Annotated in this window: 5 protein-coding genes; 1 reads left to right on the forward strand and 4 read right to left on the reverse strand. The window is 33.8% G+C overall.

Annotation, left to right across the window (positions count from 1 at the left end; translation table 11 throughout):
* Positions 1-185: hypothetical protein (locus tag ACQV2P_RS08440; RefSeq protein WP_428893583.1), on the forward strand; the 185-nt coding region annotated here is incomplete at its 5' end.
* A gap of 346 nt (positions 186-531) precedes the next feature.
* Here the strand turns inward: ACQV2P_RS08440 and ACQV2P_RS08445 are convergent.
* The 4 genes from ACQV2P_RS08445 to ACQV2P_RS08460 form a co-directional block, all read right to left on the reverse strand.
* On the reverse strand, positions 532-750 hold the full coding sequence (locus ACQV2P_RS08445) for a sce7725 family protein (protein ID WP_428894887.1): 219 nt from the start codon (positions 748-750) through the stop codon (positions 532-534).
* A gap of 39 nt (positions 751-789) precedes the next feature.
* Positions 790-2,346, reverse strand: coding sequence for a bifunctional metallophosphatase/5'-nucleotidase (locus tag ACQV2P_RS08450; RefSeq protein ID WP_428892106.1), 1,557 nt, complete (start codon positions 2,344-2,346; stop codon positions 790-792).
* Between the two features lie 112 nt (positions 2,347-2,458).
* On the reverse strand, positions 2,459-3,166 hold the full coding sequence (locus ACQV2P_RS08455; RefSeq protein ID WP_428894886.1) for a hypothetical protein: 708 nt from the start codon (positions 3,164-3,166) through the stop codon (positions 2,459-2,461).
* A gap of 352 nt (positions 3,167-3,518) precedes the next feature.
* Positions 3,519-3,683: a hypothetical protein gene (locus tag ACQV2P_RS08460; RefSeq protein ID WP_428875501.1), complete on the reverse strand. Its 165-nt coding sequence runs from the start codon at positions 3,681-3,683 to the stop codon at positions 3,519-3,521.
* Positions 3,684-3,869: the final 186 nt, after the last annotated feature.

A 3,869-nucleotide genomic window follows, 5' to 3' on the forward strand; every position in this document is an offset into this window, starting at 1 on the left:
GAATAGTTACTAAGTTTAAGCATTTCATTAAGAATTCCTTTCGTTATCACACACTAACCAATGGCCCTATTGAAGGGATTAATAACACGATTATATGTGTCAGGAAGAAAAGAAAAGGAGACCAAGCAACCATTAGTGGCTTAATCTCCTTGGATAGCATCAACCCTATTGGACATAGAGCCTAGTTTTTCTAACTCTTTTAGTATAAACATCAAATTATTTTCATTATATAATAAACTATAAATTTAAACTGATTGTCTTTTTATTTAGCTTCTTAAAAATTTGCTCATTAGTTCTATCTGATGTTCAATAGATAATTTTTTTATTACTCCTAAGCCAGGGTCGCTCCCTTCATCAGCATCTGTAATAAATGTTAAAATACTTCAGTTTCTATGTTTTCTTTTACATATTCTTTACCTTCCAATTCCATTATCTTATTATACTATTCTTTTGGTCTAATAACTGCTTCATGGTATTTATTCGCTGGATCTGTTGGGCTATGATTGGTATCAGATACAAAATGATGAACCCTCAAGTTCTTTTTTTATCACAATCTATAATATGGATTGCTACAGCATGAGGTGAAAAGCCATTTTCCATAAAATCTTTACCCATTACATAATAATCTAAAAACCCTATGTAACCATCTTTTTTAAACGATAAATGATCAGAAGAAAAATATTTATCACCAACATAATCCGCATTTCTTTTTTGTTTATTGAAATTATCAGCTAAAAGTATTTTGTTTATTAAAAGCTTTTTAGACTAATTTCAACTTTGAAAAAATACTTAATCTTCATTAAAAGCTGTCCATTGAATATGCTCATAATGATGATTTATATCTTTCCATTCCGTAACTGTCAATTGATCCATACCTTCAACTATTAATTGAATCATATCTTTATCAATCATATTAACAATTTTAGCTTTTGTAAACATATTATAATCGCCTCCCCCAACAGCACGATATTGAGTGAGCGCTAAATGGTAATATTTTTGCTTATCAATTACTTTTTGTGTTTTTTCATTAATTAATTTGACCACACGCTTACCTATTGGTTGATTCAAATCAACCTCTACAGAAAAACCCGTGTACAAGTCATAATTGTAATGCTTAGGTTTAGGATAAATATAAGAAGGATTTACAGAAATTTTACCGGATGAATCAAAAGTAAAATAAGCAAAATTATGCTCCATCGCTTCAATTATATCCTGACCACTTACTTGGCTAACAGCAATTTGATTATAATAAGGATAAATATTCAATAGTTCTCCTCGCCTAACTTCACCTTGAAAATCTACAAAGTGATCGTTGAGCAAGGATATACCTGCGAAGTCTGCCCCTGTTTCATTCAACATCGTTCTCGTTAAAAACTCAGCAAAAGGATGGCCTTTCACTCTTGCTTGATGAAGGTTTCGAGTGGGCATCTCCATGGGAGCATTCCCTAAGACCTCATCAAGCCAGTTAAGGCTCTGGCTATATTCAGGTTCTAATGGACGAATATTTTCAATTGCTTCGCTAGTTGTAAAAGAGTGTAGAGCCCCTTCAATTGCTGGGGAAGCTTTTTTATCTAAACTCACGATAACTTCACCCACCTTTTCACCACCATAGCCTGGTTGAATGACAAAGGAATCCTTAAAGGGCTGACAAATCTGACGATGTTGATGACCCGTTAATAAAAGATCTATTTCAGGAATCTCACTGATCATCTTATATCCTTGATTTTCTCCAGTTTGAGCCTCTAAGGCCTCTCCCGAAGATAGGTCAGCTTCAAAACCTCCATGATAAGCAACAACTAATAAATCCACTTGAGGTTTTAAAAATTGAGCATACTCTTTAACCGTTTCAAAAGCATCTAAAAATTCTAAGCCTTCATAATTTTCTGGCAACTCCCAGTGTGGTATATAGTGGGTGGTTACACCAATAATTCCGATTTTATAATCTTCAATGTTGATGACATCATAGGCTTTTCCCTTATAGGGCTTTTTGGTTTTTCGATCCACAATATTGCTACATAATATTTGTGCATTTATTAAGTCTAATGCTGTGTCTTGATAGGCCATTCCGTGATTAAATTCATGGTTACCAACAATTTGATAATCATAGTCCAAATCATTCATCATTCGAGCATAAGGAGCCGCACTCTTTGTCACTTGACTGGTATAGCTCGTCATAGGCGATCCTTGAATAAAATCGCCTAAATCAAATTGCAATGTCTTAATCGAATCTTGTTTTAATTGATCAATTAAAGCTGCAGTGTTCTTTAAGGAATACTCAGTCTGATCAGGATGATGGTGCCATTGACCATGTGTATCACTCGTTATTAAAAAGCGGATTTTAAGCATTGTTCCCCTCCAATATCTTGTCCATCGTATATATTTGGCCATACTGAGGATAGAAAACAATTAGACCTTTTGTTTCTAACTCTTGACCAAAAGCCTTTGGTTTAAATGTATGCTATGGAATAACAACTTTTGATTGAATCGTATAACCAATCATCAATAAATCTGCTTGAGAGGCATGACCTGAGACCCCAGCCTGATAGAAATCCCGGCCGTATTCAACCATATTGGTTAAAAACTCCTCATAACCAGCCATAAAGACTCCTAAAGGAACTCCGTTTGAATGTAAATATATTCCAGCTGGTAATTGATAAAGAATTTGATGACGTTCATAATCAATTAATAATAAATAGTCATTCGGCGAAGCCTTCAATTCTTCAGCACTTACCAAAAGACTACTTTCTTCTTCATCCTCATCTAAACAAAAAATATTATCGATTTTGCTTGATATATGTTGTTTAAGCAATTGGTAATACGCTTTATCTACGACAAATCTCCGTTGATGATTTTTAGCTATTTCATTCAATCTTATCAAGCGTTGTATATTTTGTGGATATAAATTAATGGTTATGATGCCTGCTTGTTTTTTACCCAATAAGTGGTCTCTCTCTTTTAATAACTGCCGCTCATTTGAACAAGCTAGATTATGATTTTTTCCCTCAACAGCTAAGTGAGGTGCGAGGTCATCTCCAAAATTAGACAAAGAGGTGCCTTCAATTAATAGTAGGTCTGGTTCAAAAGGATGGGCTTCTTCTACCCACTTGAGCACTTTTTCAGGGTTATAACCATTTAGTCTTAAGTCTCCTGAATAAACAATTTTCAAATCATTCGTTGCAATAAAATAGCACTCGCACCTTCTGTATCATGGTCACTCTCTTTAAAAGTTATCTTGAATGGCCCATGATGAATACTTGTTTGATGAGAAACACTTTGCCAATTAACATCATATTTAGGTAAAAAGGAATTTTTACTAAGTTTTCATAAAAGTTTAATGACTTCTCTGATGTGTATACAGGAATTTGTTCGTTTATTTGTCCTAAGGAACCTAGATGATCAAGGTGCGAGTGAGACAAGCAAATGGCAGTATTCGATGAGCTCACCTCATAAGCAGTTAACGAATTTGAATTTAACTGGCTTTGAGAATAAAATCCTTCTACCTTAGGCAATAAGTTATCTTAAAGGAATTGTTCAGTTAATGATCGATCTAGCAATTGTTTAATATCGGCTCCTACAAATGCTCCAAAATCCATAATCACTTGATGATTATCTTTTTGAAGGCTAATAATATTTCCCCCAATTGTGCCAATTCCACCCAAGAATTCAATCTTTGTTTGACTCATCAACTCTTCCTCTCTTAATAGTTTTTATCTTCACTATCAAGATTTTATCGTACCATATATTGGACCTAAAGTTCTACTTAACTTTTTTATCAAAATAAGCTATATTTTAACTTCATTCTGAACACCTAAAGGGGGCTGTATCATAAGTCTCAAACCGAAAAACCACTATAAACGTTGTTTAAACAA

It is taken from the genome of Facklamia sp. P12932, assembly GCF_050409545.1.
In the GTDB taxonomy this organism is placed as follows: domain Bacteria; phylum Bacillota; class Bacilli; order Lactobacillales; family Aerococcaceae; genus Facklamia.